The 21,656-nt window shown below is 67.4% G+C and carries 19 protein-coding genes; 9 read left to right on the top strand and 10 right to left on the bottom strand.

Features of this window, described 5'->3' with window-relative positions; all coding sequences use genetic code 11:
* The first annotated feature begins 2 nt into the window (after positions 1-2).
* A complete protein-coding gene (locus JAO74_RS13435; protein WP_199038918.1) occupies positions 3-1,337 on the top strand; it encodes a transporter in 1,335 nt (444 codons plus the stop codon).
* Between the two features lie 312 nt (positions 1,338-1,649).
* On the opposite strand, the gene JAO74_RS13430 is transcribed toward JAO74_RS13435, so the two are convergent.
* The 6 genes from JAO74_RS13430 to rutB form a co-directional block, all read right to left on the bottom strand.
* Positions 1,650-2,123: a hypothetical protein gene (locus tag JAO74_RS13430; protein ID WP_199038915.1), complete on the bottom strand. Its 474-nt coding sequence runs from the start codon at positions 2,121-2,123 to the stop codon at positions 1,650-1,652.
* 184 nt (positions 2,124-2,307) lie between these two features.
* Complete coding sequence (locus tag JAO74_RS13425) at positions 2,308-3,444, bottom strand: acyl-CoA desaturase (RefSeq protein ID WP_199038913.1); 1,137 nt, start codon at positions 3,442-3,444, stop codon at positions 2,308-2,310.
* Between the two features lie 307 nt (positions 3,445-3,751).
* Complete coding sequence (rutA, locus tag JAO74_RS13420) at positions 3,752-4,819, bottom strand: pyrimidine utilization protein A (RefSeq protein ID WP_199038911.1); 1,068 nt, start codon at positions 4,817-4,819, stop codon at positions 3,752-3,754.
* A 13-nt stretch (positions 4,820-4,832) separates the two neighbouring features.
* Positions 4,833-5,621: a pyrimidine utilization protein D gene (gene rutD / locus JAO74_RS13415; protein ID WP_199038908.1), complete on the bottom strand. Its 789-nt coding sequence runs from the start codon at positions 5,619-5,621 to the stop codon at positions 4,833-4,835.
* Complete coding sequence (locus JAO74_RS13410; protein ID WP_199038905.1) at positions 5,621-6,004, bottom strand: Rid family hydrolase; 384 nt, start codon at positions 6,002-6,004, stop codon at positions 5,621-5,623. The genes rutD and JAO74_RS13410 overlap by 1 nt, the downstream gene beginning before the upstream one ends.
* A gap of 13 nt (positions 6,005-6,017) precedes the next feature.
* Positions 6,018-6,752, bottom strand: coding sequence for a pyrimidine utilization protein B (gene rutB / locus JAO74_RS13405; RefSeq protein WP_269845946.1), 735 nt, complete (start codon positions 6,750-6,752; stop codon positions 6,018-6,020).
* 62 nt (positions 6,753-6,814) lie between these two features.
* Between rutB and JAO74_RS13400 the strand changes: the two genes are divergently transcribed.
* A complete protein-coding gene (locus tag JAO74_RS13400) occupies positions 6,815-8,008 on the top strand; it encodes a winged helix-turn-helix domain-containing protein (RefSeq protein WP_233150992.1) in 1,194 nt (397 codons plus the stop codon).
* A gap of 3 nt (positions 8,009-8,011) precedes the next feature.
* Here JAO74_RS13400 and JAO74_RS13395 read toward each other — a convergent pair whose 3' ends face one another.
* Positions 8,012-8,614, bottom strand: coding sequence for a TetR/AcrR family transcriptional regulator (locus JAO74_RS13395; RefSeq protein WP_199038899.1), 603 nt, complete (start codon positions 8,612-8,614; stop codon positions 8,012-8,014).
* Between the two features lie 108 nt (positions 8,615-8,722).
* Here JAO74_RS13395 and JAO74_RS13390 point away from each other — a divergent pair, with 108 nt between their 5' ends.
* The 4 genes from JAO74_RS13390 (at position 8,723) to JAO74_RS13375 (ending at position 16,377) form a co-directional block, all read left to right on the top strand.
* The gene (locus tag JAO74_RS13390; RefSeq protein WP_199038896.1) at positions 8,723-9,922 is read left to right on the top strand and encodes an efflux RND transporter periplasmic adaptor subunit; all 1,200 of its coding nucleotides are present in this window, start codon (positions 8,723-8,725) and stop codon (positions 9,920-9,922) included.
* Between the two features lie 2 nt (positions 9,923-9,924).
* A complete protein-coding gene (locus tag JAO74_RS13385) occupies positions 9,925-13,128 on the top strand; it encodes an efflux RND transporter permease subunit (RefSeq protein WP_199038894.1) in 3,204 nt (1,067 codons plus the stop codon).
* A gap of 43 nt (positions 13,129-13,171) precedes the next feature.
* On the top strand, positions 13,172-14,632 hold the full coding sequence (locus JAO74_RS13380; RefSeq protein WP_233151009.1) for an efflux transporter outer membrane subunit: 1,461 nt from the start codon (positions 13,172-13,174) through the stop codon (positions 14,630-14,632).
* Between the two features lie 104 nt (positions 14,633-14,736).
* Positions 14,737-16,377, top strand: a complete 1,641-nt coding sequence (locus JAO74_RS13375) for an inorganic phosphate transporter (protein ID WP_199038892.1) — start codon at positions 14,737-14,739, stop codon at positions 16,375-16,377.
* A gap of 52 nt (positions 16,378-16,429) precedes the next feature.
* Here the strand turns inward: JAO74_RS13375 and JAO74_RS13370 are convergent, their stop codons facing one another.
* On the bottom strand, positions 16,430-17,104 hold the full coding sequence (locus JAO74_RS13370) for a hypothetical protein (protein WP_199038889.1): 675 nt from the start codon (positions 17,102-17,104) through the stop codon (positions 16,430-16,432).
* Positions 17,105-17,212: 108 nt separating this feature from the next.
* On the opposite strand from JAO74_RS13370, the gene JAO74_RS13365 reads away from it, so the two are divergent.
* Together JAO74_RS13365 and JAO74_RS13360 are read left to right on the top strand one after the other, a co-directional pair.
* Positions 17,213-17,881 (top strand): response regulator, encoded by a 669-nt coding sequence (locus JAO74_RS13365; RefSeq protein ID WP_199038886.1) that lies wholly within the window; start codon positions 17,213-17,215, stop codon positions 17,879-17,881.
* Positions 17,878-19,236 carry a sensor histidine kinase gene (locus JAO74_RS13360; RefSeq protein WP_199038883.1) on the top strand — a complete coding sequence of 453 codons (1,359 nt, stop codon included), beginning with the start codon at positions 17,878-17,880 and terminating at the stop codon, positions 19,234-19,236. Before JAO74_RS13365 ends, JAO74_RS13360 begins: the two co-directional genes overlap by 4 nt.
* A 7-nt stretch (positions 19,237-19,243) precedes the next feature.
* Here the strand turns inward: JAO74_RS13360 and JAO74_RS13355 are convergent, their stop codons facing one another.
* The gene (locus JAO74_RS13355; RefSeq protein WP_199038879.1) at positions 19,244-19,456 is read right to left on the bottom strand and encodes a hypothetical protein; all 213 of its coding nucleotides are present in this window, start codon (positions 19,454-19,456) and stop codon (positions 19,244-19,246) included.
* 2 nt (positions 19,457-19,458) lie between these two features.
* On the bottom strand, positions 19,459-19,689 hold the full coding sequence (locus tag JAO74_RS13350; RefSeq protein ID WP_199038876.1) for a hypothetical protein: 231 nt from the start codon (positions 19,687-19,689) through the stop codon (positions 19,459-19,461).
* Between the two features lie 122 nt (positions 19,690-19,811).
* Here JAO74_RS13350 and JAO74_RS13345 point away from each other — a divergent pair, with 122 nt between their 5' ends.
* Entirely contained in the window at positions 19,812-21,653 is a 1,842-nt protein-coding gene (locus JAO74_RS13345) for an ABCB family ABC transporter ATP-binding protein/permease (RefSeq protein ID WP_199038874.1), read from the top strand.
* Positions 21,654-21,656: the final 3 nt, after the last annotated feature.

The following is a 21,656-nucleotide window of genomic DNA, read 5'->3' as shown; positions in this document are numbered from 1 at the left end:
CAATGAGGGGAACTGGATTCGTCGCCGCGCTGCTCGCAGGAACGGGGCTGGCCGCCCTGCCCGCCGAGGCTCAACGCCGCCCCGCCCGCCCCACCGTCCAGCAACAACTCGATGCAGCGCAGGCGCAGTTGAAGGCGCAACAGGCGCGGATCGATGCGCAGGACGAGCGCCTTGCCGAATTGCAACGCCGGCTCGACCAGTCGCAGGCCGTGGCGGCCGCCTCGACGCCCACCAGCGCGCCCCCCGCCCCCGCCGTGCTGGCGGCGCAGGCGGGGGCGCCGGGAACGCCGGGCGATCCGGCGGGGGTGCTGCAACCGCCGCTCGCGCCGCTGGAACGCGTCGGTCAGGCCCCCGTGGCGGAGGACCGGCCGATCGAACTGGCGGTGCTCGACAGCGCCGGCAGCATCGTGACACGCAAGGGGCAACTGACCGGCGAGGTGCAGCTTGATTATGCCCGCGCCGACCGCAACCGGGCGGTGTTCCGCGGGATCGAACTGGTCGAGGCGGTGCTGGTCGGCGTGTTCGATATCAACGAAAGCCGGCAGGACGTCATCACCAGCTCCGCCGCGCTGCGTTACGGGCTGACCGACCGGCTGGAACTGGGCGTCCGTTTGCCGGTGGTGCACCGGTCCGATTCGTCGATCCTCGCGCCGATTTCGGGCAGCACGACCAACGATGCCGCCGCCACCATCGACAATTCGGTGAAGGGCAACGGCATCGGCGATTTGGAGGTGACGGCGCGATACCAGCTGCTCGATGGACGGGGCGGCACGCCGTATCTGATCGCCAACCTGCAAGGGGTGATCCCGACGGGGAGCGATCCGTTCGCGATCCCGCGCGATACGCTCGGCCGGGCGCGCCGCGCCGCCACCGGTGCCGGGTTCTGGGGGATCGCGCCCAGCCTGACGGCGATCCTGCCCAGCGATCCGGTCGTGCTGTTCGGGACGCTCGGGTACACGTTCAATCTGGGCAAGCATGTGAACACCGAGATTCCGCCGGTGCTGATCTCCTATGTCGATCCCGGCGATGCGATCTCGGCGAGTGCGGGCATCGGTATCTCGTTCAACCAGCGGACGACGCTGAACCTGGGTTACGCGCATAGCTGGGCGTTGGGAACGAAGACGCGGACGCAATTGCTGCAATCCAATGCGACATGGAGCGAGATGCGGATGACGACGTCGCGCGACCTGCAGATCGGGCGGTTGCTGTTCGGCGTCACGTACCGTGTCACCGACCGGTCGAGCATCAACTGGTCGGTCGAACTGGGCGCCACCGACGATGCGACCGATCTGCGCACCGTGTTGCGGGTGCCGACCGTGCTGCTGACCGGCCGCTGACGGGATCGGCGGACGCGGAAAGTCACTAAAGTCACACTCACGGCCGCGCGTGCGCATGTGCCTGCGCGCACGCCCGCGATTATAACGCTGGTTCGGGCGATGGACGGTGGGAAAGAGCGATCGTTGGTCGGGAATAACGTAGCGGCGCGGTGTAGGACATACCGATAATTGCACACCACTCGGTTCCCCGGCGGAGGCCGGGGTCCAGTTGGGCGAACAATTGCGATAGCTTACGATGACCTTCCCGACTGGACCCCGGCCTTCGGGGAACAGGAGGGTCGATACGGTAAAGCGCAACGACCCACGCCGATGTCATTTCGGCAGGGGCTGGCCGATCAGTGCGCGGGCCGTGCGGTAGCAGTCGTCGATGTGACCGTTGCCGATCAGCTTCATCGCGCCGAAGCTGATCGTGGCCGCGACCGCCGATCCGATGAAGGGCACATATTTGGCCACCGACGCGGTGGCGACGCGGACGCCCATCCGCTTCAACAGCGCGACCACCAGCTTGCGCGTCACCATGCGGCCGATCACGTTGTTGCCCATGCTCGACGCGATCACCAGCACCTGCTGGCCCATGCGCGGTTCCAGTTTCTGCACCTGTTCGTGATCCAGTTCGAACTTCGCGCTGATCGCGGGCAGCATGTTCGACAACAGGCCGACATCGGCGACCAGATCGGCGCCCGGCACGGGCACCACCGCCGCCCCCGCCGACATCATCGATCGCTGCGTCACCATCCGCCGGCATTCGTCGCGAAGCCGGTCGAGTTCGGCGATATCGGTAATCATCGGCGTGCGGTCTCCGGGTGGGGAATATCCCCCGATCGCCGCCTAACGCACGAGCGGGCCATTCGCCTCCGCTAGAGCATCGAGCGCTTAATCCGACCCGTTCGTGCTGAGCGAAGTCGAAGCACTTTGGGGAGAGGAAGCCTTCGACTTCGCTCAGGCCGAACGGTCAGAGGTGGACTCGATTTCACGCAGTTTGCTCTAATTGCCGGCCGACCGCCGCCATCACCATCGCATGCGCACGATCGACGATCTCGTCGAGCGACGGCGTCCCCGCGAACAGCGTGCGCGCCTCGGCCAGCAGGGCGTCGCGGCTGGGCAGATGCGGGTGGAAACGATGCCACAACGCGCCCGACGCCTCCGCCTGCGCGACCAGCGTGGCGCGCAGCGCCGCCAGCTCCGCCTCCGGCCAGCTCGCGCGCAGGCGGCCGGCAATCCGCTCCGCGCAGAACCGGTCGGCGAGCTGTTCGGAGGTGCGGGCGATCACCTTGGCACCGAGTCGCTGTTCGTTGCGCAGCACCCCGACCGGCGGCTTCTTCAGCGCCGACACGATGCCGACCCATGACAGCATCGTCAGGATGTAGAAGGTCATGTCGACCTCCCACCAGCGAAAGCCCTGCCGTGCGCTGCTCTGGAACGCGTGGTGGTTGTTGTGCCAGCCCTCGCCCATGGTCAGCAGGGCGAGCGCGATGTTGTTGCGCGAATCGTCGCCGGTCACATAGCGGGTCGAGCCACGGACATGCGCCAGCGAGTTGATGCAGAACGTCGCGTGATAGACGAGCACCGTGCTCCACACGAAGCCGACGACCAGCCCCGACCAGCCGCCGATGGCCAGGCAGATGAGCGCAAGGCCGATCGCCGGCACATGTTCGTAGCGGTGCAGCCAGCGCAGTTCGGGATAGCGGGTCAGGTCCGGCACCACCGACAGGTCGGCGGCGTCGTGTTTGCGGGCGAAGATCCAGCCGACATGGCTATAGAGGAAACCGGTGTGGCGCGGCGAATGCACGTCGTCGGGCGTGTCGGCATAGCGGTGGTGATGGCGGTGCTTGGCCGCCCACCACAGCACGCTCTTCTGCGCGGTGCTTTGCGCCAGCAGCGCCAGCACGAACTGAAAGGCGCGGCTGGTGGTATAGGCGCGGTGCGAGAAATAACGGTGATACCCCGCCGTCACGCCGAACATCCGCAACGCGTACAGGACCGCGCCCATCACCAGCGCCGTCGTCGTCACTCCCGTCCAGATCGCGGCGAAGGCGGCGAGGTGGATCAGCAGGAAGGGGACGGCCGAGGGATAGACGATGTCGTCGGCATGCGCGGTCTGGTTCATCGCGATCCGGTTAGCGCCTGATTGTGCTCAGGAAAAGGCGGTGCGCAGAATGAAGGGGGCGCGCCGACACACTCCTGAGACGGATCGGACGTATATCGCCGGTGATGGACGAAGGCGGTTGGATGGGTTGGTCCGGTCGCTTTTTCTCCCCCTCCATGCCGGTGAACGCCGGGAGCCATGGACATGGATGTCGGGGCTGGGTTGCGCACGCCATCCGGGTGGACCGCAACCATGGGTCCCGACGTTCGTCGGGATGACGGTGAAAGCAATATACGATCCGCCCCCAGAAGGGGATCGGCGGCGGGTTCTATCCTATCGCACTCCGGCTTCTCATCAACGGCTGGATGCGCGTGCCGAATGCCTCCACCCCTTCGAGGAAATCGTCGAAGGTCAGCAGCACGCCGCCGGTGTTCGGCACCGTCGCCATCTCGTCCAGCATCCGCGCGACGCTTTCATAGCTGCCGACCAGTGTCCCCATGTTGATGTTCACCGCCCCCTCCGGTGCGGCGAGCTGGCGGACGTTGGTGGTGGCGTTGTGCCTGTCGGCCGCGCCCTGATCGGCGAGCCACGCGATCGCCTCGTGATCGACGCCGTCGTTGTACAGGCGCCATTTCGCCATCGCTGCTTCGTCCGTCTCCGCGGCGATAATCATGACGAGGACGAAGACGGACACGTCGCGCCCGGTCTTCGCGGTGGCCAGCGCGAGGCGTTCGTTGTTCCCGGCAAAGGCGGTCGGCGTGTTCACGCCCTTGCCCAGACAAAAGGCATAGTCCGCCCATTGCGCGGAAAACGCCAACCCTTCGTCGGACGAGCCCGCGCAGATGATCTTCATGTCGCCGTCGGGCTTCGGTCGGACGAGGCAGTCGTCCATCCGGTAATATTCGCCCTTCAGGTCGCTGCGCCCCGTCTCCCACAACTCGCGCAGGATCTGCGCATATTCGCCGAGCATCCGGTAGCGGTTGCGAAAATGCTCGTCGCCGGGCCACAGCCCCATCTGGCTGTATTCGGGTCGCTGCCAGCCGGTGATGAGGTTCAGGCCGAACCGCCCGTGGCTGATCGAATCGATCGTGTTGCACATCCGCGCGGCGAAGGCGGGCGGGATGATGAGCGTGGGGCAGGTGGCGTAGATCTTGATGCGTTCGGTGACGGCGGCGAGACCGGCCATCAGCGTGAAACTCTCCAGCCCATATTCCCAGAACTCGGTCGCGCCGCCGAAACCGCGCAGCTTTATCATCGAGAGCAGGAAATCGAGGCCGTGCTCCTCCGCCTTGAGCGCGATCGCCTTGTTCAGATCGAACGACGGCATGTATTGCGGCGCGGTCTTCGAGATCAGCCAGCCATTGTTGTTGATGGGAACGAAGACGCCGACCTGCATGTCACCTGATCCCTTATTCGCCGTCGAGCCAGTCGAGCAGCCATCGGTTGAAATGATCGGCGCGGGTGACGTTGCACGCATGGCCGCCCTCCGCCAGTTGCGCGAGTTGCGATCCCGGCAGCCGCGCGTGCATCCGCGCGGACGCGGCGGGCGGCACCAGCATGTCGTCGTCGCTCGACACGAACAGCGTCGCCGGCCTTAGTTGCGCGAGGCGTTCTACCACGTCGAAGCGGCGGGCGGCGGCGATGCGGCGTTCGATCATGTCGGCACCGGGGAAATGCGTCAGTTGCGCCTCTTCCTCGGCGAGCAACTGGTCGTGATGGTCGCTGATCCATTGCGGTGGATAGAGGAACAGCGGCTGCGCATGGAGATAGGCGCGTGGGCCGCTGGCGCGCAGCAGGGCGAGACGCGTGTCGAAACAGCGCGCGGTATGCCGGTCGAGCCGCGCCCAGCCGTTGATGACCACCAGCCGATCGACCCGCTCCGGCGTTGCCAGCGCCATCGTCATGCCGGCCATGCCGCCGACCGCATGGCCGATCACCGCCGCCCGCTCGACGCCGAGTCCGTCGAGCAGCAGGCGCATGTCGTCGGCCAGCGACTCCAGCGTCAATATACCCTCGACCGCGCGGTCCGAGCGGCCGGTGCCGCGATGGTCGTAGACGATGACGCGGTGCCGGGCGGCCAGCGCGGCGAGGTTGGGCGCCCAATATCCCGCCGATCCGCCGAGGCCGGACGACAGCAGCAGCACCGGTGCGTCGGCGGGGCCGTGCAGTTCGTGGTACAGCCCGGCGACGAGGGCCATCAGGAGAGGTGCGCGACCGAGGCGATCTCGACCAGGCAATCGGCCTTTACCAGCTCTGCCTTGATGCAGTATCGCGCCGGCTTCGCACCGGGAAAATACTCGGCATAGACGGCATTGAACGCGGCATAATCGGCGAAGTCCTTCAGGAAGATGTGGTTCATCGCCACATCCTCCAGCGTCGCGCCCGCCGCCGCCAGCGTGGTGCGGATCGTGTCGAGCACCACCCGCGTCTGCGCCGCCGCATCGCCTGGATGCAGCACCACGCCACCCTCGCCCAGCGCCAGCACGCCCGAGACATAGACGGTGTTGCCCGCCTTCGCGCCGGCCGAATAGGGCGCGATGGGGGTGGGGAATTCGGGTGGATTGATCGGTTCGAAGGGCATGGCTTTCCTCAAATCAGGCGGCGGGTTGCTGGCCGACGGCGCCGCAGAAATCGGCGACGGTCGCCACCCAGCCGAAGAACTTCTCGACATTGTAGACGGTCGCCGCCTGGATGAAATCCGGCCCCAGATGATGCGTCGCATCCTCCAGCATCACACCGAAATATTCGAGGTGGAAGCCGTCACGCAGCGTCGATTCGACGCACACGTTACTGGCGATGCCGACGAACACGATCGTACGGATGCCGCGCGCGCGCAGGATGCTGTCGAGCTGCGAATTGAAGAACGCCGAATAGCGCGTCTTGTGGACGCGGATGTCTCCGGGCTGCGGGGTCAATGCATCGACCAGTTCGTAGTCCCAACCACCGCGCGCCAGCAATTGCCCGGCAAGCTCCGGCCGCGCGCGCATCGTCTTCAGCGCGTTCGATTTGTGCCAGTTGGGCGAGGCGGGGGTGCCGGCCTCGACATACTCGCCGTCCCAGCCGTTCTGGAGGAAGATCACGGGCATCCCCGCACCCCGCGCCGTATCCAACACCTGCGCGATGCGGCCGATGACGGAGGTGGCACCGGCGATGTCGAAGCCGGCCAGATCGACATAGCCGCCTTCGGTCGCATAGGCGTTCTGCATGTCGATCACGACGACGGCGGTATCGGCGGGCGACAGGCGGATCGGTTCAGGCCGCGCGGGCAACACCATGGTGCCGGCGGTGTGCGCGGGACGGTGATCGACGACGCCGGGTGGTTGATCCATGTCGCGCATGATTGTGCAGATGCACAATTTGTACAAGCGCCTCGTTTTCAAGCGGAGCGTGCTTGCGATCGGCCGATGCGCAGACCACCGTCGCCGGCATGATCGAACACATCACATTGCCACAGGCCCGCCGGATCGCGCTGGCGGCGCAGGGGTTCGGCGAGCGTACGCTGCATATCGATCCCCCGGTCAATCAGGGCCATCTGCGCCGCACCATCGACCGGCTGGGCCTGCACCAGATCGACAGCGTCAACGTGCTGGTCCGCGCGCACTACCTGCCCGCCTTTTCGCGACTCGGCGGCTATGACCGGACCTTGCTCGACCGCGCGGCATGGGGACCGCGCGGGGAGCGCCGGATGTTCGAATATTGGGCGCATGAGGCGTCGCTCCTGCCGCTGATGTCGCACCCCCTGTTCCGCTGGCGCATGACGCGCGCCGATCGTGGCGAGGCGGGGTATGGCAGCATGCGCCTGTTTGCGGGCGAGCGCCGGGCGGAGGCGATGGCGTTGCTGGACCGCATCCGCATGGACGGCCCCATCGCCGCGTCGGACATCGAAACGGGGCGCACCGGCTGGTGGACATGGAGCGAGCCGAAACGGATGCTCGAATGGCTGTTCTATGCCGGCCACATCACCACGCTGACCCGGCGGCGGGGGTTCGAGCGGGTGTACGACCTGACCGAACGGGTCATCCCGCCCGCCATTCTCGCCTTGGCGACGCCGGACGAGGCGACCGCGCAGCGGATGCTGATCGACCGGGCCGCCCGCGCGATGGGCATCGCCACCGCCGGCGAGCTGCGCGATTATTTCCGCCTCGACCCCGCTTCCACCCGGCTGGCGATCGCTACGCTGTGCGAAGAGGGGGCGTTGCGCCCCGTCGAGATACCCGGCTGGCCGGCGGCCTTCCTGCACCGGGACGCCCGCCGTCCGCGCCGGATCGCCGCGCAGGCGCTGCTGGCACCGTTCGACCCGCTGATCTGGGAACGGGCGCGCACCGAGCGGCTGTTCGGCTTCCGCTATCGGATCGAGATCTACACGCCGGCCGATCGCCGCCAGCACGGCTATTACGTTCTGCCGTTCCTGTACGGCGAGCGCCTCGTCGCGCGGGTCGACCTGAAGGCGGATCGTGCGGCCGGGCGGTTGCTGATGCAGGCGGTGCACCGGGAGGCGGATGCGCCAGCCGAAGCGATCGCGGCGCTGGAGGCCGAATTGCGACGGATGGCAAGCTGGCTCGATCTGGAAACCGGACCGGTCTGAGCGTCAGGTGCCCGACAGGCTGGCGATCTGCTGATCGATGAACAGGCGGATGCCGCTGTCCATCTGTGCCGGATCGTCCTGAACCAAGGCGATCCGGCGACAGCAGACGCCCATCATCATCAGGTCCGCCGCAATCGCCACGCGTTCGTCCGATGCATCGGGCACCGCCTGGCACAAAGCGAGGACGGTGTTCTGCCGGATGCGCGCATCGCATTGGAGCATGATGGCGTTGATCCGCTCGTTGCGGGCTGACTCGGCGAGCAGTTCGGGCATCAACGATGCGTCGTCCTGCGTCGTCTTGCGCAGGATCAGGTCGATCATCCACGTGCGGACCCCGGCCAGGTCGCCCCGATCGATCGCCTGCCGTAATCCATCCTCGTCCAGCAGCACCGCCATGTTCTGTTCGGCGATGGCGGCGACGATATCCTCCTTGCAGGCGAAATCCCGGTAAATCTGGCCGACCTTGATCCCCGATGTCGTCGCGATCTGGGCGATGCCGGTGCTGTGAAAGCCATGTTCGGCAAACAGCGTACGGGCGGATTCGACGACCTTGTTACGACGGATGGCCGCGCGGTTCGTCTCGGCCGGACCCGCTGTTTCTGGCATTCCGACGTTGTGCACCGCAGCATCCTCCTTGACGAACATGAACGATCGGTTTAGCCGCCGAAACAGGTGAGTGAACGCTCGCTCACACCTTTGTCGCCGAGGACCCCGATGGTCAAGCATGTCGCCCCGCTTATTTCGCTGCTTTTTCTGGCAGGTTGCGGTGGAAAGGAAGAGGCACCGCCCGCCCCGCCGCCCCCGCAGATCGGATTCGTGGCGGTGCGTCAGGAGCCGGTGACGCTCACCATTGAGCTGCCGGGCCGCACCAGCGCCTATGAAACGTCGGAAGTTCGGCCGCAGGTGAACGGTCTGGTCACGGCGCGCCTGTTCCAGGAGGGCGATTTCGTCCGCGCCGGCCAGCCGCTCTATCGGATCGATCCCTCGCCCTATCAGGCGCAGGTCGCCAGTGCGCGCGCCGCCGTGGCGCGGGCGCGGGCCGCGATCGCATCGAGCAAGGCGCTGGCCCGTCGATATGGCGAACTGGTGAAGATCAACGCCATCTCGAAGCAGGATTTCGAGAACGCCACCACCTCCGCCCAGCAGGCGGAGGCCGATGTCGCCGCCCAGCAGGCGGCGTTGCGTACCGCGCAGATCGATCTGGCGCGCACCACCATCCGCGCGCCGATCGCCGGCCGGATCGGCCGCTCGGTCTTCACCACCGGCGCGCTGGTGTCGGCGGCGCAGACCGATCCGCTGACCACGATCCAGCGGATCGACCCGATGTACGTCGATATCCAGGAATCGAGCGCCGACCTGTTGCGCCTGCGCCAGCAGATCATGGCCGGTTCGCTGTCGCGCGGCGGCGGTGCCGCGCGCGTCCGCCTGAAACTGGAGGACGGATCGACCTATCCGACGGAAGGGACGCTGAAGTTCGCCGACGTCACCGTCGATCCCGCCACCGGTACGCAATCGATCCGCGCGCTGTTCGGCAATCCGCGCGGCCTGTTGCTGCCCGGCATGTTCGTCCGCGCCGAACTGGTCGAGGGGACGCAGGCGAATGCCATGCTGGTGCCGCAGCGCGCGGTGACGCGTGACGAAAAGGGCCAGCCGACCGCGCTGGTCGTGGGCCAGGGCGACAAGGTGGAGAGCCGTACCCTCACCGCGCCGCGCACTATCGGCGCCAACTGGCTGGTCACCGCCGGCCTGAAAGTCGGCGACCGGGTGATCGTGGAGGGCGCGCAAAACCTGCGCCCCGGCACGCCGGTGAAGCCCGTGGTCTATGACGAGAAGGCGGCCGCGAAGCAGCCTGCGCAGGGGGCGGCGCAGGGGGCGGCTCAGGGTCAGCCGGCCGCCAACGGTCAGGCCAAGTAACGATGGCCCGCTATTTCATCGATCGACCCATCTTCGCATGGGTCATCGCGATCATCCTGATGCTGGCCGGCGTGCTGGCGATCCGCAGCCTGCCGATCGCCCAGTTCCCGACGATCGCGCCGCCCGCCGTCACCATCACCGCGACCTATCCGGGCGCCGATGCGACGACGCTGGAAACCACGACGACGCAGATCATCGAGCAGCAGTTGAAGGGGATCGACAACCTTCGCTATTTCTCGGCCTCGTCGTCATCGGCCGGCAGCGTCACCATCACCGTGACGTTCGAACAGGGCACCGATCCCGACATCGCGCAGGTGCAGGTCCAGAACAAGCTGCAGGCCGCCACCGCGCTGTTGCCGCAGGAGGTGCAGCGCCAGGGGCTTCAGGTCGCCAAATCGGCCGCCAATTTCCTGCTGATCGTCGGCCTGTATTCCGAGAACGGCTCGCACACCGGCAGCGATCTGGCCGATTATACCGTGTCGCGATTGCAGGACCCGATCAGCCGCGTCAGCGGCGTCGGCGAGTTGCAGATCTTCGGTGCGCAGTACGCGATGCGCATCTGGGTCGATCCGATCAAGCTCAACAGTTACCAGTTGACGATCGCCGACGTGACGGCGGCGGTGCAGGCGCAGAACGCGCAGGTTTCCGCCGGCCAGATCGGTGGCCTGCCCTCGCCCAAGGAGCAGATGCTGAACGCGACCGTCTCGGTCCAGTCGCGGCTCCAGACGCCCGAGGAATTCGGCAACATCCGCCTGAAGACCAATGCCGGTGGCGCGGTGGTGCGATTGAACGATGTCGCGCGGGTCGAACTGGGCGCCGAGAATTACGGGTTCGACCTTCAGTATAACGGCCACCCCGCGTCCGGTTTCGGCGTGAAGCTGGCACCGGGTTCCAACGCGCTCGATACCGTCACGCTGGTCAAGGAACGGGTCGAGGAAATCGCCAAGGGTTTCCCCGGCGACGTGAAGGTCATCTATCCGTACGACACGACGCCGTTCGTGCGTCTGTCGGTGGAACAGGTGATCCACACGCTGGTCGAGGCGGTGATTCTCGTCTTCCTGGTCATGTTCCTGTTCCTGCAGAACTGGCGGGCGACGCTGATCCCCACGATCGCGGTGCCGGTCGTGCTGCTCGGCACGTTCGGCGTGATGGCGCTGGCCGGATATTCGATCAACACGCTGACGCTGTTCGGCATGGTGCTGGCGATCGGCCTGCTGGTCGATGACGCCATCGTCGTGGTCGAGAACGTCGAACGCCTGATCCAGACCGAAGGGCTGTCGCCCAAGGAAGCCGCGCGCAAATCGATGGACGAGATCACCGGCGCACTGGTCGGTATCGCCCTCGTCCTGTCGGCGGTGTTCCTGCCGATGGCGTTCTTCGGCGGATCGACCGGCGTGATCTATCGCCAGTTCTCGATCACGATCGTGTCGGCGATGGTCCTGTCGGTCATGGTCGCGCTGATCCTGACACCCGCACTGTGCGCCACGATCCTGAAGCCGCACGACAAGGACAAGCCGGAGGGCAAGGGGCCGCTCGCGCGCTTCTTCCGCTGGTTCAACGACAAGTTCGATCGCGGCACGCAGAAGTACGAAGGCACCGTGAAGAGCACGGCACGCGGCTGGAAACGGTCGATGCTGGTCTATCTGGTGATCGTCGGCATCATGGCGTTCCTGTTCATCCGCCTGCCCACGGGCTTCCTGCCCGACGAGGATCAGGGCACCGTCATCGCGCTGGTGCAGGGGCCGTCGGGCGCCACCGCATCGCGCACCGACAAGGGCCTGACGCTGGTCCGCGAGCACTTCCTGAACGCCGAGAAGGCCAATGTGAACGGCGTGTTCACGATCAACGGCTTCTCGTTCGCGGGGCAGGGCCAGAATGCCGGCCTTGCCTTCGTCCAGCTCAAGGACTGGGAGCATCGCTCGGGCGCCGACAACAAGGCACAGGCGATCGCCGCGCGCGCCATGGGGCCGTTCTCGCAGTTCCACGATGCGATGATCTTCGCGCTGGTGCCGCCGGCGGTGCAGGAACTGGGCAACGCCACCGGTTTCGACGTCCAGTTGGTCGATACCGCCGGCATCGGTCACGCCAGGCTGCTCGCCGCGCGCAACATGATGCTGGGCATGGCGATGCAGGATCAGCGGCTGGCACAGGTCCGCCCGCTCAGCCTGGAGGACGCGCCGCAGCTGAAGGTCGATGTCGATCAGGACAAGGCGCGCGCGCTGGGTCTCGATCTGGGAGAGATCAATTCGACCATCTCGACCGCATGGGGCGGGGCGTACGTCAACGACTTCATCGATCGCGGTCGCGTGAAGCGCGTCTATATCCAGGCGGACCAGCCGTTCCGCATGGCACCGGAGGATATCGCCGACTTCTTCGTGCGCGGTTCGACCGGGGCGATGGCGCCGTTCACGTCCTTCTCGACGCTCAACTGGGCGCAGGCACCGGTGCAGCTGACGCGGTACAACGGCCAGCCGGCGATGCAGATTCAGGGATCGCCGGGTCAGGGCCTCAGCACCGGTGCGGCGATGGCCGCGCTGGAGGAAATGCATGCCAAGGTGCCACCCGGCACCGCACTGGAATGGACCGGCCTGTCCTATGAAGAAAGGTTGTCGGGCGGTCAGGCGCCGGCGCTGTACGGCCTGTCGCTGCTGATCGTCTTCCTGTGCCTGGCTGCATTGTACGAAAGCTGGTCGGTGCCGATCTCGGTGCTGCTGGTGGTGCCGCTGGGTGTGGTCGGCGCGTTGCTGGCCGCTTGGCTGACCGGGCTGAACAACGACATCTATCTGCAGGTGGGCCTCATCACCACGATCGGCGTGTCGGCGAAGAACGCGATCCTGATCGTCGAATTCGCCGAGGAGCGCATCCAAACCGGCATGCATCCGTTCGAGGCGGCGGTGGAGGCGGCCAAGCTGCGGCTTCGCCCGATCCTGATGACGTCGCTCGCCTTCGTCTTCGGCGTGCTGCCGCTGGCGGTGTCGACCGGTGCGGGTGCGGGTGGCCAGAACGCGATCGGCCGGGCGGTGGTCGGCGGCATGTTGTCGGCGACGATCCTGGCGATCTTCTTCGTGCCGATGTTCTTCGTCGTGGTCAGCCGCCTGTTCGGCCACGGCAAGGAAGATCATGACGACAAGAGCGCCTCATCGGACATCACGCCCGATGGCGGCAATCGATCATCCGATGGCGGCACCGCGCCGCAGGGAGCGTAACCCCGTGACCAAGCTCTCGCTTTCCGTACTGCTCGCGGCGACGATGCTCGCCGGCTGCAACCTGGCCCCCACCTATGTCCGGCCGGCGGGCGCGATCCCGGCGACCCTGCCGCAGGGTGGACCCTACCCCGCCGCGGCGACCGACGCGCGCGACGTGACGGCGATCGGGTATCGCGACTTCTTCGTCGATCCCCGCCTGCGTCAGGTGATCGAGACGGGCCTCGCCAACAACCGCAACCTGCGCATCGCGGCGGGCAACGTGTTGCAGGCGCGCGCGCAATACCGCGTCCAGCGGGCCGATCTGGTCCCCACCACCACGCTGTCGGGGTCGGGCACCTATACGAACAACATCTTCGGTGCCGCCGGTGCGGCATCCGGCGGTGGCACGGGCGGAGCGGGCACGGGAACGGGTGGCACCGGCGGGACGGGCGGCACGGGCGGCACGGGCGCTGGCGTCACGACGGGATCGTCCACGAACATCGAGGCGTATTCGGTCAATGCCGGTTTCTCGCAGTTCGAGCTCGATCTGTTCGGTCGGCTCCGCAACCTGACCACGGCGGCGCAGGAACAGTATTTCGCGTCAGAAGAAGCGCAGCGATCGACGCGGATCAGCCTGATCGCCGAAATCGCCACCGCGTGGCTGACGATGGCGTCGGATCAGGAACAATTGCGCCTGTCGCGCGAGACGTTGAAGACGTTCCAGCAGACGCTGGACCTGACGCAGGCGCAGTTCCGCATCGGCGTCGGTTCGGAACTGGAAGTGCGTCAGGCGGAAACCAATTTCCAGTCCGCGCGCAATGATATCGCGACGTTGCAGACCACCATCGCGCGCGACCAGAACGCGCTGAATCTGCTCGTCGGCACCACCGTGCCGGCTGACCAGTTGCCCAGCGATCTGGGCGATCGCGCCTACACGCTCGATGCGCTGCCGGGCGATCTGTCGTCCGATGCGCTGTTGCGCCGGCCCGACGTGTTGCAGGCGGAACATCAGTTGATCGCGCAGAACGCCAATATCGGCGCGGCGCGCGCGGCGTTCTTCCCCAGTATCTCGCTGACCGCGACGCTGGGTACGATCAGCACCGCGCTGTCCGGCCTCTTCGGCGGCGGCAGCTTTACCTATACCGGCACACCGGCCGTCTCGCTGCCGCTGTTCGACGGCGGCCAGCGCAAGGGCAATCTGGATTACGCCCGCGCCTCGCAACAGGTCGCGGTCGCGACCTATGAACAGGCGATCCAGACCGCGTTCCGCGAAGTCGCCGATGCGCTGGCGCAGCGCGGGACGATCGGCGAGCAGGTGTCGGCACAGGCGGCGCGCGCCAATGCGGCGGGGATCACCGCCCGCCTGTCGGATGCCCGGTTCCGGGCCGGGGTGGATTCGTTCCTGACGACGCTCGACTCGCAACGCTCCGCCTATGCCGCGCGTCAGGCGCTGGTGACGACGCGGCTGACGCGGGAGAACAATACGGTCGAGCTGTACCGGTCGCTGGGCGGCGGCTTGCGGTAGTCCGCTGCCGTCATCGTCGCTTCGGCGGGGGTGACGGCGTACCGTTCCGATACAGGGCCGGCGCCTGTCACGGAACTGTCGCACGCCGCGACCATAGGTCCGGCATGGCCACTACCGCGCTCTCCGTCAGCGAATCCGTTCCGCAAAGTAGCGGGCCACGGCTCGATCACCGGCATCACCCCGCCGGCCGCTGGCTGTTCGTGGCGGCGCTGGTCGGCGGCCTCGCCTATGCCGGCATCAGCATCCTGAACGACACGCAGCAGGTCGGCGAGCAACTGGCGTTCGGCGTGTTCGCATTCCTCGGCCTCGCGCTGGTGATCGCGCTGGGGTTCGAATTCGTGAACGGGTTCCACGACACCGCCAACGCGGTCGCGACGGTGATCTACACGCACGCGATGCCGGCGCCGCTGGCGGTGGTGTGGTCGGGCTTCTTCAATTTTCTGGGCGTGATGCTGTCGTCGGGCGCGGTCGCCTATTCGATCGTCACGCTGCTGCCCGTCGATCTGGTCCTGCATGTCGGCAGCGCGGGCGGTTATGCGATGATCTTCGCCTTGCTGCTGGCGGCGGTCGGCTGGAATCTGGCGACATGGCTGGTCGGCCTGCCCAATTCGTCGAGCCATGCACTGATCGGATCGATCCTGGGCGTCGGGTTCGCCAACCAGTTGCTGTCGGGCAATGGGGGGACATCGGGCGTCGACTGGGGTCAGGCGCAAAAGGTGCTGACCGCGCTGCTCGTGAGCCCGCTGGTCGGGTTCGCGGGCGCGTTCGTGCTGTTGCTCGTCATGAAGCGGATCGCCCCCGATCCGGTCCTGTACGAAGCACCCAGGGCGGACCAGCCGCCGCCGCGCGGCATCCGCGCGCTGCTGATCTTCACCTGTACCGCGGTCAGCTTCGCGCATGGCGGCAATGACGGGCAGAAGGGCATGGGCCTCATCATGCTGATCCTGATCGGCTGCGCGCCCACCGCCTATGCGCTGAACCGTACCGTCCCCGACAGCGCCACGCCCGCCTTCGTCCGGTCCGCCGATGCCGCGACGCAGGCGTTCGCGCGGCAGGCGGATGGCGTGCGGCTGACCCCTGACGCCGCGCGCGCCGCGCTGACCGACGCGCTGCGCGATCGCCATGTCGAGGGGGCACGCACCTTTGCCGGGCTCGCCACCCTGTCGGACGACGTGTCGGACCGGATCGCGTCCTATGGATCGCTGCGCAAGGTGCCGGCCGCCGCGACGCCGAACCTGCGCAACGACATGTACCTCGTCCTCGATGCCGCCGCGCTGGTGCAGAAGGACGAAGCGACGCGCGCGCGGATGAGCGCCGCCGATCTCGACGCGGTCCACGCCCATGCCGAACGGCTGCAACAGGGCACGCGCTACATCCCCGGCTGGGTGAAGGTGGCGGTCGCGCTGGCGCTCGGTCTCGGTACGATGGTCGGATGGAAGCGGATCGTCGTCACCGTCGGCGAGCGGATCGGCAAGTCGCACCTGACCTATGGCATGGGCGCGTCGGCCGAACTGGTCGCCGCCTCCACCATCCTGCTCGCGGAACGGTTCGGGATGCCGGTGTCGACGACGCATATCCTGTCGTCGGGCGTCGCCGGTGCCTCGGTCGCCAACGGCGCCGGGCTGCAACGCCGCACGGTGCGCAACATGGCGCTGGCCTGGGTGCTGACCCTGCCGGCGGCGATGGCGCTGTCGGGCCTGTTGTACTGGTTGTTGCTGACGATCGCGACCGCCAGCGGTCTTTGACGGGTCAGGGGCAGGCCGGCTCGCGCCGACCCGCCCCTTGTCGATACCCTCTTTACCGTTGCGGCGCGGGTGCCGCCGTCGGTGCCGGGGCGGGCGGTGGCGTCACCGCGCCGCGAGCCACCGGGCGACCGGCAACCGGTGCGGCACCGGCGGGTGGCGGCGGCGGTGCATCGGCACCGGCCGGGGGAGGCGGCGGCGCGTTGCCATCGGCGGGCGGCGGCGGCGGGGGACCGTCATGGCCGGGACCGTGTCCGGGGCCATGGCGGGGACCACCATCGGGGCCACCATCCGGACCATCCTTGGGTCCGCCATCGCGACCGGGGCCGTGACCCGGGCCATGGCGCGGGCCGACCTCGGTGATCCGGCCCTGCGGATCGACCAGATAGGATGCGCGCAACTGGCCGTCGTCATAGCGGCCCTGCACCATCACCGCGCTGCCGCGGGTCAGGTTGGCGCTCGCCTCGCGCCCCCCGGCCACCATCGTGCGGCCAGTGGCGTCCTGCACGATCAGCCGGTCGCCATAGATCTCGGCGACCCGGCCCTTCACCGTCACCACGCCGTTCGTCGCGGGCAGCTTCGCGATCGCGGTCGGCACCGTCGGTGCCATCTCGATCGTCGGCCGGGTCAGCGACACCGCCCCCGCCCCGCCGGCCGCACCGACCGCGAGAAGGACGGCGGCACCGATGCCGAGGCGGGTGCGGGGCGTTCCGAAAGTTCTGTAGTTCATCATCAACTCCTGTCGTTGGTCGATGAGGGCTTCTACCGTGCCGTGGCCCACGCCCGCTGAACCGCACGGTTCAGTTTCCGTTTAGCCTGCCGGGATAGCGAACCATCCATGCGTATATTGCTTGTCGAAGACGATGCCGATCTGGGTCCAGCCATCGCGCGCGCGTTGCGGGCGGAGCATTTCGCGGTCGATCTGGCGACCGACGGGATCGACGGCGCGCATCTGGGCGAGACGGAATTGTTCGACGCCGCCGTCCTGGACCTGGGCCTGCCGGGCAAGGACGGCGTCACCGTGCTGGGCGAATGGCGCCGCGCCGGGCGCACCATGCCCGTCCTGATCCTGACCGCGCGCGAGGCATGGTCGGACAAGGTCGCGGGCTTCAAGGCGGGCGCCGACGATTACATGGTGAAGCCGTTCCGCGTCGAGGAATTGGTGATGCGCCTGCGCGCGCTGGTCCGCCGCGCCGCCGGCCACGCCGCCGCGCGGGTGACGTGCGGGCCGCTGGCGTTCGAGACGCAGACCGGCCAATTCGAGCTGGACGGGATGCCGCTGAAACTCACCGCGTTCGAATGGCGTGTGCTGTCGGCGCTGATGCTGCGCAAGGAAGCGGTGATCGAACGGCTCGACCTGCTGGAGCGGGTGTATGAGGGCGATGCCGATGTCGATTCGAACAGCCTGGAGGTGATCGTCGGTCGGCTCAGGCGCAAGATCGGCGCGACGATGATCGAAACCGTGCGCGGGCGCGGGTATCGGCTGACCGCGAGCGTCGCGGCATGATCCTGCGCGCGCCGCGATCGATGCAGGGGCGGCTGTTCGCGCTGTCGCTGCTGGCGACGTTGGTGGCGTTGCTGATCGCCGCCTGGGGCATTGCGGGCGTACTGGAACGCTTCGTCGTCGCCGGCATCGACCAGCGGCTGGATGCGGAGATCGCCCTGCTGGCGAGCGCAGTGGACGGGGACGGCCGCATCGACCGCACCCGGATCGAGGCGCGACGCGGTGTCATGCAGTCCGGCGGCGGCTGGCGCTGGCGTATCGAAACGCCGCGCGGGGCGATGGGATCGACCGACCTGCCCGCGCTGGCGGATGGCCCGCCGGGTCCGCCCGGACTCCACGGCCCGCGCGACGATCGGCGGGATGGCCCGGATGGCCCGGATGGGGAACCGCGGGCGATCGACGGACAGACGGAACAGGGCGTCCGCCTGCACGCCCGCCGCTATACCATCGCGACGGCCGCCGGCCCCGTCACCATCACCGCTGCCGCCCCGCGCCGGGTGATCGCCCGGCCGATTCGCGATGCGATCGTGCCGTTGCTGATCGTGCTGGCGATGCTGGGTATCGTGCTGACGCTGGCGGCGTGGGTGCAGTTGCGGCTTGGCCTGCGCCCGCTTCGCCAGTTGCAGGGTGCGGTGGCGGCGATCCGGGCGGGGCGGGCCGACCGGGTCGACGAGGACCAGCCGACCGAGTTGCGGCCGCTGGCGGCGGAACTGAACGCGCTGGCCGCCGATAACGAGGCGGCGCTGGCATCGGCGCGGATGGCCGCCGCCAATCTGGCGCATGCGTTGAAGACGCCCGTCGCCACGCTGGCGCTGGCGGTGCGGGACGATCCCGAACGGGCGCGTCAGGTGGCGCGGATCGATGCCACCATCCGCCATCATCTGGGCCGCGCGCGTGATGGCCATGCCGGCGCCCGCGTCGTCACGCCGCTGGCGCCGGCCGTCGCGGCCTTGGTCCATGTGGTCGAGCGCCTGCATGCCGGCCGTGACGTGACCATCGACGCTGCCATTCCGGCCGACCTCGCCGTACGTCTCGATGCGCATGATCTGGACGAGATCGTCGGCAATCTGATCGACAATGCCGCCCGCCATGCCAAAAGCGCGGTGCGGATCGTGGCGGCTCGCGAGGATCGGATGGTCCGGTTGTCGGTGATCGATGACGGCCCGGGCATCGCCGCTGCCGATCGTCAGCGCGCCACCGATCCGGGCGTGCGACTGGACGAGCGTGGGGACGGCCATGGCTTCGGGCTGGCGATCGTCCGCGATCTGGTGGCGCTGCACGGCGGTGGCCTGTCGCTGGACGAGGCGCCGGGTGGCGGGTTGGCCGTGACGGTGACGATACCGGCGGCGCTTTCCTGAAACCCGCCTATTCGATCGGCAACCGCCGTGCCTCGCGGATCGCCAAGCCGACCAGCAATGCCGTCGACAACAATACCCCGGCGACCATCGCGCCGGTTCCTAACAGACCACCGGTCGTCATGTCGGTCGTGGCGCGCACCCCTACGTTACCAATACGGGCACTGAATTCGGCGATCTGGCGCTGGTCCAGTCGCGACGACAATCGATCGGGTAGCGACAAGATCAGCTGCGCGGCCGCTTCGCATCGACCTGCGCGAACTCGACGCCGGATTTGCGGCAATCCGCACCGATGACCGGATAGGGAATGTCGGTGTTGCGCGCCAACTGGTCGGGCAACGCCGCGCGGCATTCGGCCATCGTCACATAATGCGTCGGCATCACGCGGGCGGGCGTGCATTGCTGGTTGCCGTCACCGCAACCCAGGATCGCCATTACGAAGAACATCGATTCCATCAGCGTCTCCAGTCACCCGGCAAAACGGGTCATTGCGCCGCATGGTTCCGGTTAACCAAACCACGCCCGCGAATGACTCCCGGTGTTGCACGCGGGCCGCATAGCCACGACATAAGGAACACATGCCGCCCCTCTCCCAATCCGCCGCCATGCCCACGACCGGGGCGGAACAGCCGCTGCTCCCCACGCTGCGCCGGTTCTTGCCCTATCTGTGGCCGGCGGGGGAGCCGGGGCATCGCGCGCGGATCGCGGGGGCGATGGCGCTGGTCCTGTGTTCCAAGCTGATCCAGGTCTTCGGTGCCGCCTATACCCTGAAATACGCGGTCGATCGCATGGCGGCGGGGGCCGGCGGCGTCGATCGCAATGCGGCGACGCTCGTGATCCTGCTGGTGCTCGCCTATGCCGCGTCGCGGTTCGGGACGACGCTGTTCGACAATCTGCGCAACGCGGTGTTCGAACGGGTCGGGCAGGACGCGACCCGGCGGCTGGCGGCGGACGTGTTCCGGCACCTGCACGGCCTGTCGCTGCGCTTCCATCTGGAACGTCGCACCGGCGCCGTGACCAAGGTGGTGGAGCGCGGCACCAAGAGCATCGATACGATGCTGTACTTCCTGCTGTTCAACATCGCACCGACGGTGCTGGAACTGGGGCTGGTGCTGGGCATCTTCTGGCGTAGCTTCGGCCTGTGGCTGGTCGGGGCGACCGTGGTGATGGTAGTCGCCTATATCTGGTTCACGCGCGTCGTCACCGACTGGCGCAACGCGCTGCGCACGCGAATGAACGATCTGGATACCGGCGCGGTCGCGCATGCGGTCGATTCGCTGCTGAATTTCGAGACGGTGAAGTATTTCGGCGCCGAGGAGCGCGAGGCGCGGCGGTACGAGAACGCCGTCGATGCCTATGCGCGCGCCGCCACCAAATCCGAAAACTCGCTGGCATGGCTGAACGTCGGGCAGGCGGCGATCACCAACCTGATGCTGGGCGGCGGCATGGCGTATGTCGCGTATGGCTGGAGCCGCGGCAGCTTTTCGGCGGGCGACGTCGTGTTCGTGTCGACGTTGCTGGCGCAGCTGTTCCGCCCGCTCGACCTGCTCGGCATGGTCTATCGAACGATCCGGCAGGGCGCGATCGACATGGCGAGCATGTTCGCGCTGATCGATACCGCACCCGACATCGCCGACGCGCCCGGCGCCGTACCGCTGCACGTCACGCGCGGGCATGTGCGGTTTGAGGATGTGCGCTTCGGCTATGATCCCGATCGCGCGATCCTGCGCGGGCTGGACATCGACGTCCCCGCCGGCACCACGCTGGCCATCGTCGGATCGTCGGGTGCGGGCAAATCGACCCTCGCGCGGCTGTTGTATCGCTTCTACGATGTCGAGGGCGGGCGCATCACCATCGATGGTCAGGATATCGCTACGGTCACCCAAGCCTCCCTGCGCGGGGCGATCGGCATCGTGCCGCAGGATACCGTGCTGTTCAACGACACCATTGGATACAACATCGCCTATGGCCGCGAAGGCGCGAGCGACGACGAGGTCGTGCGCGCCGCGCAGGGTGCCGCCATCGCCGGCTTCATCGAACGCCAGCCCGACGGCTATCTGACCCGCGTCGGCGAGCGCGGCCTGAAGCTGTCCGGTGGCGAGAAGCAGCGCGTGGCGATCGCCCGTACCCTGCTGAAGAATCCGCCGATCCTGATTCTGGACGAGGCGACCAGCGCGCTCGACAGCCGGACCGAGGCGGATATCCTCGCCACGCTGGAGGCGGTGGAACGCGGGCGCACGACGATCGTCATCGCGCACCGCCTGTCGACGGTGGTCCATGCCGACCAGATCATGGTGCTGGATGCCGGCATGGTCGCCGAACGTGGCACGCATGCGGAATTGCTGCGCCGGGGCGGCCTGTATGCCGAAATGTGGGCGCGGCAGGCGCGCGAGCGGGAACAGGCGCTGGCGGCGGAATAGGCC

This window comes from Sphingomonas mollis (assembly GCF_016427505.1).
In the GTDB taxonomy this organism is placed as follows: Bacteria; Pseudomonadota; Alphaproteobacteria; order Sphingomonadales; family Sphingomonadaceae; genus Sphingomonas; species Sphingomonas mollis.
Note: the sequence above shows the minus strand (reverse complement) of the source record. Positions and strands in the feature narration are given on the sequence as shown.

Coding starts and splice junctions, on each gene's coding strand:
- JAO74_RS13350 (WP_199038876.1), bottom strand. CDS start 19,689: ATGGAATCGATGTTCTTCGTAATGGCGATCCTGGGTTGCGGTGACGGC.
- JAO74_RS13375 (WP_199038892.1), top strand. CDS start 14,737: ATGGCCACTACCGCGCTCTCCGTCAGCGAATCCGTTCCGCAAAGTAGC.
- JAO74_RS13390 (WP_199038896.1), top strand. CDS start 8,723: ATGGTCAAGCATGTCGCCCCGCTTATTTCGCTGCTTTTTCTGGCAGGT.
- JAO74_RS13410 (WP_199038905.1), bottom strand. CDS start 6,004: ATGCCCTTCGAACCGATCAATCCACCCGAATTCCCCACCCCCATCGCG.
- JAO74_RS13425 (WP_199038913.1), bottom strand. CDS start 3,444: ATGAACCAGACCGCGCATGCCGACGACATCGTCTATCCCTCGGCCGTC.
- JAO74_RS13365 (WP_199038886.1), top strand. CDS start 17,213: ATGCGTATATTGCTTGTCGAAGACGATGCCGATCTGGGTCCAGCCATC.
- JAO74_RS13370 (WP_199038889.1), bottom strand. CDS start 17,104: ATGAACTACAGAACTTTCGGAACGCCCCGCACCCGCCTCGGCATCGGT.
- JAO74_RS13380 (WP_233151009.1), top strand. CDS start 13,172: ATGCTCGCCGGCTGCAACCTGGCCCCCACCTATGTCCGGCCGGCGGGC.
- JAO74_RS13385 (WP_199038894.1), top strand. CDS start 9,925: ATGGCCCGCTATTTCATCGATCGACCCATCTTCGCATGGGTCATCGCG.
- JAO74_RS13435 (WP_199038918.1), top strand. CDS start 3: ATGAGGGGAACTGGATTCGTCGCCGCGCTGCTCGCAGGAACGGGGCTG.
- JAO74_RS13430 (WP_199038915.1), bottom strand. CDS start 2,123: ATGATTACCGATATCGCCGAACTCGACCGGCTTCGCGACGAATGCCGG.
- rutA (WP_199038911.1), bottom strand. CDS start 4,819: ATGCAGGTCGGCGTCTTCGTTCCCATCAACAACAATGGCTGGCTGATC.
- JAO74_RS13360 (WP_199038883.1), top strand. CDS start 17,878: ATGATCCTGCGCGCGCCGCGATCGATGCAGGGGCGGCTGTTCGCGCTG.
- rutB (WP_269845946.1), bottom strand. CDS start 6,752: ATGGATCAACCACCCGGCGTCGTCGATCACCGTCCCGCGCACACCGCC.
- JAO74_RS13345 (WP_199038874.1), top strand. CDS start 19,812: ATGCCGCCCCTCTCCCAATCCGCCGCCATGCCCACGACCGGGGCGGAA.
- JAO74_RS13395 (WP_199038899.1), bottom strand. CDS start 8,614: ATGCCAGAAACAGCGGGTCCGGCCGAGACGAACCGCGCGGCCATCCGT.
- rutD (WP_199038908.1), bottom strand. CDS start 5,621: ATGGCCCTCGTCGCCGGGCTGTACCACGAACTGCACGGCCCCGCCGAC.